This window comes from Chromobacterium fluminis (assembly GCF_011602385.1).
In the GTDB taxonomy this organism is placed as follows: domain Bacteria; phylum Pseudomonadota; class Gammaproteobacteria; order Burkholderiales; family Chromobacteriaceae; genus Chromobacterium; species Chromobacterium fluminis.
In genome coordinates this window covers 1-5,419 of record NZ_JAAOMA010000102.1, presented here as the reverse complement: position 1 = coordinate 5,419, position 5,419 = coordinate 1, and the positions used below count along the sequence as shown (strand labels likewise).

Here is a 5,419-nt window from a genome sequence, read left to right as displayed (position 1 = left end):
CCCGTTCACCGCGCGGAAAACGGCACCTAAATCAATATCCGCGCAGCGGATTCAAAACTGACCACCCCACCTTGACCCCAGCCGCCCCCTCGGCAACAATCCCCACGTTGCCGCCAAAACTAGTTGCACACGGGATTGGCGTCCCGTCCGCTTAAACCAACTGGCCCTCGCTAGATACAGCGCGGGCTGCTTTACCATGGCCGCGCCATTTGGCAGGCGCATGGTGGGAGAGTGCCATGCACTCACCGGTTTGGTTTAAGCCCGGTACGCCAATCCTGCCACGCGCCTGCCTAATACCTCAGCCTTCCCCGGCAGGTGGTTTATCTTGTGTCACAGCAGGAGAAACACCATGCAACATTCTCAAAACTTCCCCCGTCGTCGTCGCTACAAACTGCACTCGCTGGAGCAGCAGGAAGCCTTGCTTCCCTTCGTTCGCTTCTGCCCCGGTCGCACCTATCGGCATTACTGGCAAATGCCTACGCCCAGCAAGGACTACCCCTCCAATGTCAGCTACGGCCGCGAATGCGCGGCCCACCTGCTGCAATGGATGAAGGACAACCGCGAATACGTCGGCAAAGGCCTGCTCAGCCGCGTGGCCCGCGATATCGATTTTGACGACCGCGACGGACGCGGCCAGTGGATGGGCTTCTTCAACTATCTGGAAATCATGATGCTGTTGGGCGCCGACCGGGTCCGGGTCTATCGCCATGTCGATAGCCAGCATCAGCTCTACCTGGCGCTGGGACAAAGGCTCAAGCTGGAAGCACGCTTCCGCCGCATCCGCCTGCGCAATCGCTGACCTCAGCTGGTGGGTATCGCTGTGCTCCACCCTACGACGAATGATCTTGTAGGGTAGGGGGGAGCCGATAGGCGATACCCACCAAGCCCCACCGGGGATTAGCCTCGCCGCCTTTCCTTGCGCGTCACGGTTAAGGATTTTGTAGAACGACGGCTACCGCAAACAAGAGCTGGAATGAAAACGCGCGTCCTGTCTTTCAGGACGCGCCGCCCTGCCAACAGACGCCGCCGAGCAGCGGTTCCGCCCAGAAAGGCGGCCGGGCTCCCTCATCCGAGACTTTGGCCATTTCCACCCAGGCCTCCTGCTTGCTCCATTCATACAAGACGCCGGGCTGGATCAGATGCAGGTAGACGCGCTCGAATGCCGACGACTCTAGCAAATCATGGGTGGCGGCGGTCAGCGCCGCTTCCTGGATAAAGGCGGGAAACAGGGTGGTGGCGGCCACGCCGCCGAACTGCGGGATATTGGCCGCCAGCAGCAGGCTCAATTCATAGCCCGGCTTGGCCGCGTAGCGCTTCACGCATTTGGCTTGAATCCGGTATTTGATCGCGGCGATGGGGGCGTTGGGCACGCTGATCGGCACATCCTCGCCCTGCTGCGCCTGACGCACTTCGAGCGCGCGCAGACAGCCTTTGCCGCCGCCGAAAAGATGCTCGTCCGCATGAACTTCCGTCACTTCAAAAGCGATCCGCCGGCCGTCGCTGAGGGTGGCGCCGACATCCGGCAGCGGCGGCGGCCAGGACTGCCGGTCCACCGCGTGCAAACCCTTGCGCTGCAATAGACGCAGCACCAGTTCCAGCTCCTTCTGCGCTTTTAACGCCATTGGCCTCCCCCAGCGCACGCCCGCCGGCGTTGCGGCGCGGCTGTGGCCGGAACGCCGAGACGCGGTTATTTTGGCTATCGCTCAACCCAACCCGGCACAAGATATTTCTTTTTAGCACAAAAAATGAGCTATTCAGATTGGATTTAAAGTTTGATAAGCGATGCCCCGTCACCGCGAGGCGTGCTTCAGTGCTGGGAATCGTCTTCGCCGGGCAGCACCACGAACTCGCCGTCCAGGCCGCCCACCGCTTCGCCGTCGCATTCCAGCGCCACCGTCAGCCGCAGCCGTCCCATGCGTCCACGCCGCAAGGCGCGCTCCAGTTTGTCCCAGGCGGCCGGCTCCGGCGCGGTCGCTCGTGCCAGAAAGCCGGCGGCGAGGGGCTTGTCGTAACGCATGCTGTTGCCGTGGATGATGACGCGGCCGGGCAAGCCACGCTCGCGTAGGCGCATGAACACCAGGCTCCAGGCGGCGAGGATGGCCACCGCCGAGGCGCTGCCGCCAAACACGGTGGCGCGGTGATTGATATTGGGCGCCAACGGCGCGTTCAAGATCACGCGCTCGCCGCTGGCCTCGTCCACGCCGACCGCCATCGCGGCGGACAGCGGGATGTGTTGGTGAAGGTAGTCTTCAAGCGCCTTTGGACTCATGTTTTTCTCCCGGTTCGGCGCGGCCGGCTTCGGCGGCGCCGCCTCCATTCTGCCCCAACAGGTGGCGCTGGAAAAACCACAGGCTATGGCCCAGTTGCAGCACCTGGTTTTCGCGCTTGGCCGCGCCGTGGCCTTCGTCCGGGAACAGGATCAGGCCGCCGTCCACGCCCTTGCCGGCCATGGCGCGATACATTTGCAGCGCTTCGCCCACCGGCACCCGCGGGTCGCTGACGCCCTGGATGATCAGCAGCGGATCGCGCAGCTTGTCGATGTGATTAATGGGCGACAGTTGCTCCAGCGCGGCGCGGTCGCGTTCCAGATCGCCGTATTCGGCGGCGCGCAGCGCGCGGCGGTAGGGCGCGGTGTTTTGCAGGAAGCTGACCAGATTGGCGATGCCGACATTGGACACGCCGGCGTCGTAGGCTCCGGCGAAGATGGTCATCGCCGCCAGCGTGGAATAGCCCCCGTAGCTGCCGCCCATTACGCCGATCTTGGGCGCCGCGCCGTTCGCGCCCCACTGGCTGCGGATGTAACGCGCGGCGTCTTCGATATCAGACAGCACTTGCAGCCGGCGCGGGCCGTTGTCGCTGTCCAGCCAGGTTTTCCCGTAGCCGACGGAGCCGCGCACATTGGGCTGCACATAGATGAAGCCGGCGTCGACGAACAATTGCGCCTGCGGCGAGAAGCCGGCGCGGCTCTGGCTCTCCGGCCCGCCGTGAAAGTGGACCACCACCGGGCAGGGCGTGGCCGCGCAGCGCGTCGGCCGGCGCACGAACATCGGAATCGGCGTGCCGTCGCGCGCCGGGTAGCTTTCCAGGCTGACCTTGGCGAAGCCCTGGGTATCCAGTTCCGGCGCGGACGGCAACAGCCATTGGCTGAGTTTGCCGCGCTTGCTGTCCCAAACATGGCTGCTGGCCGGCGCGGTGTCGGTTTCCACGCTGAAGTTCACGTAGCGGCCGTCGCGGCTGAGATTGACCACATTGACCTGGGCCGCGCCGGGGAAGGCCGGCAGTTTCTGCGCGCGGTAGCCGCGGCGGCCGTCCAGCGCCAGCGCCTTGCCGTAACCGTCCTGGCTCAGCGTGTAGTAGACGCGACCCCGCTCATGGTCGATGTTGAGGTTTTCCACGTCGCCGCGCGCTTCCGGCGTCAGCGCCTGGAAGACGCCGGCGCTCCACAGATAAAGACGGTGGTATTCGCCGAACTTATTGCTGCGCACCAGGTATTCGCCGTCGCGCAGGCCGAAATCCATCCGATAGTCGACGGCCTCGCCCTGGCCCAGCAGCGGCTGCAAGGCTTTACCGTCCGGCGTCCATAAATAGAATTCCGCGCTGGCGTTGCTCAGCGTCTTTTGCAGCAATAGACGGCCGTCGTCGCGGTGGTCGGCGATGCTCCAGGCCCCGCGCTCGCCGAACAGACGCTCGCGGCGGCCGTCGGCCAGCCGATAGCGATACAAGGTGTAGCTGTCGGCCCGCTCGTCGTTGCTGCGGTAGTACAACCATTGGCCGTCCTTGCTGAGAAACTGGAACTGGGTCTGCACGCCGGGCTTGTGCTGTACTTCGCGCAGCGCGCCGCCGGCGGCGGCTTGCAGATAGAGGCCAGGATTTTCCTCGCCCTTGCGGTCGCGGCTGAGCACCAACCAGCGCCCGTCCGGACTGACGTCCTGGATCAGGGTGGCGTCTTCGCCGCCCGTAAGCTGAACCGGGAAGCGCTGCGGGCCGTCCAGCCTCCAGACCTGCGGCACGCCGGTGACGCGCCAACTGAAATACAGCGCCTTGCCGTCCGGGGACAACACGCCGGCGCCGGGCGCGCGCAGGTCCAGCATGTTCTGCACTTTGCGGCTCAGTTCCGCCGGCAGCGGCGCGGCGCGGTAGCGCGCCACGTCCTCCGCGCTGACGCTGGCGGCGCCGAGGCCGCTGTAGCCGCCGGCGGCCCAGCCATGAGTGGAAAGCATCATTAGCGTTGCCGCGGATAAAGCACGAACCATCATGACTGCTCCTGAACGATTGGGCGAGCGGACCAGTATAGCGGCCATGACAATGACGTTACAAATGCATTATTCTCATACGAACTATGCGACACTTTGTCGCATGCGGAAGGAATGAGCAGGCGCTAAACTGATGCGGTCAATCCTCATTCGCATTTGCCGCCCCTGGCCGGCAACGGCGCTAACCTTGATCCGCAAAGAGCTACGATGAAAAAACTCGCCCTGCTGGCCTTGCTGGCCGCTTCCGGCTCCGCCTTCGCCCACGTCACCCTGGAAACCCCTACCGCCGCCAGCGGCGGTTATTACAAGGGCGTGCTGAAAATCGGCCATGGCTGCAACGGCAGCCCCACCACCGCCGTCAGCGTGGAAATGCCGGAAGGCGTGCGCCTGGCGCAGCCGATGCCGAAAGCCGGCTGGGAAGTGGAAGTGGTCAAGAGCGCGGTCAAACCTTTCGACAACTACGGCCGCAAGGTGAGCGAGGATGTGAGCCGCATCACCTGGAAGGGCGGCAAGCTGCCGTCCAATTTCTACGATGAGTTCGTGTTCCAGGCCAAGATCGCCGCCCAGCCGGGCAAGCTGTTCTTCAAGGTGAAGCAGCAATGCGAGCAGGGCGAAACCAACTGGGCGGAGATTCCGGCCGCCGGCCAGGATGCTCATGAGCTGAAGAGCCCGGCGGCGGAGTTGACGGTGACGGCCGGCGTGGCCGGTCATCATCATTAAGCCTTCTCCCTAGCTCCCATGAAAAACGCCGACGGCGAGTCTCTCGCGGCCGGCGTTGTTGCATGGATGGGTGGGGCCAGAGCCTATTTACGATCTTGCGAGCTAGAGCGAGACAAGGCGAAAACCGCTGAGAAAGCGGAATGTACATACGGTACATGAGCATTTCGAAGGGGTTTTCAACGCCGTATCGCCGACGCGCAGTAGATCGTAAACAGGGTCAGCTGCGGAACAAGCCCTTGAGCAGGTCCGTCCCCTGGGACAACAGATCCTCGCCCTGCGGCAGCTGGCCGTTGGGGGTCAGCTTGTCCACCAGACCGGGCAGATGTTCGGCCACCAATTGCGACACTTGCCCCTGGTCCAGGCCCACTTTTTCCGCGATGCCGGCGAGTTGATCGCCGCCCAGTACTTGCTGGATCTGCTCGGCGGACACCGGCAGATTCCCGCCC

General features: G+C 63.9%; 6 protein-coding genes. 2 read left to right on the top strand and 4 right to left on the bottom strand.

Features of this window, described 5'->3' with window-relative positions; genetic code table 11:
• Positions 1–349: 349 nt before the first annotated feature.
• Entirely contained in the window at positions 350–799 is a 450-nt protein-coding gene (locus HA052_RS26960; RefSeq protein ID WP_166454420.1) for a hypothetical protein, read from the top strand.
• Between the two features lie 196 nt (positions 800–995).
• On the opposite strand, the gene HA052_RS26955 is transcribed toward HA052_RS26960, so the two are convergent.
• From HA052_RS26955 to HA052_RS26945, 3 genes are all read right to left on the bottom strand, one after another.
• Positions 996–1,622 carry a hypothetical protein gene (locus tag HA052_RS26955; RefSeq protein ID WP_166454419.1) on the bottom strand — a complete coding sequence of 209 codons (627 nt, stop codon included), beginning with the start codon at positions 1,620–1,622 and terminating at the stop codon, positions 996–998.
• Positions 1,623–1,807: 185 nt separating this feature from the next.
• Positions 1,808–2,269 (bottom strand): YiiD C-terminal domain-containing protein, encoded by a 462-nt coding sequence (locus HA052_RS26950; RefSeq protein WP_166454418.1) that lies wholly within the window; start codon positions 2,267–2,269, stop codon positions 1,808–1,810.
• Positions 2,250–4,223: a prolyl oligopeptidase family serine peptidase gene (locus HA052_RS26945; RefSeq protein WP_206119077.1), complete on the bottom strand. Its 1,974-nt coding sequence runs from the start codon at positions 4,221–4,223 to the stop codon at positions 2,250–2,252. The genes HA052_RS26950 and HA052_RS26945 overlap by 20 nt, the downstream gene beginning before the upstream one ends.
• Before the next feature lie 237 nt (positions 4,224–4,460).
• On the opposite strand from HA052_RS26945, the gene HA052_RS26940 reads away from it, so the two are divergent.
• Entirely contained in the window at positions 4,461–4,973 is a 513-nt protein-coding gene (locus HA052_RS26940; protein ID WP_166454417.1) for a YcnI family copper-binding membrane protein, read from the top strand.
• A gap of 217 nt (positions 4,974–5,190) precedes the next feature.
• Here HA052_RS26940 and HA052_RS26935 read toward each other — a convergent pair.
• The coding region (locus tag HA052_RS26935) for a YidB family protein (protein WP_166454416.1) at positions 5,191–5,419 on the bottom strand (229 nt) is incomplete at its 5' end.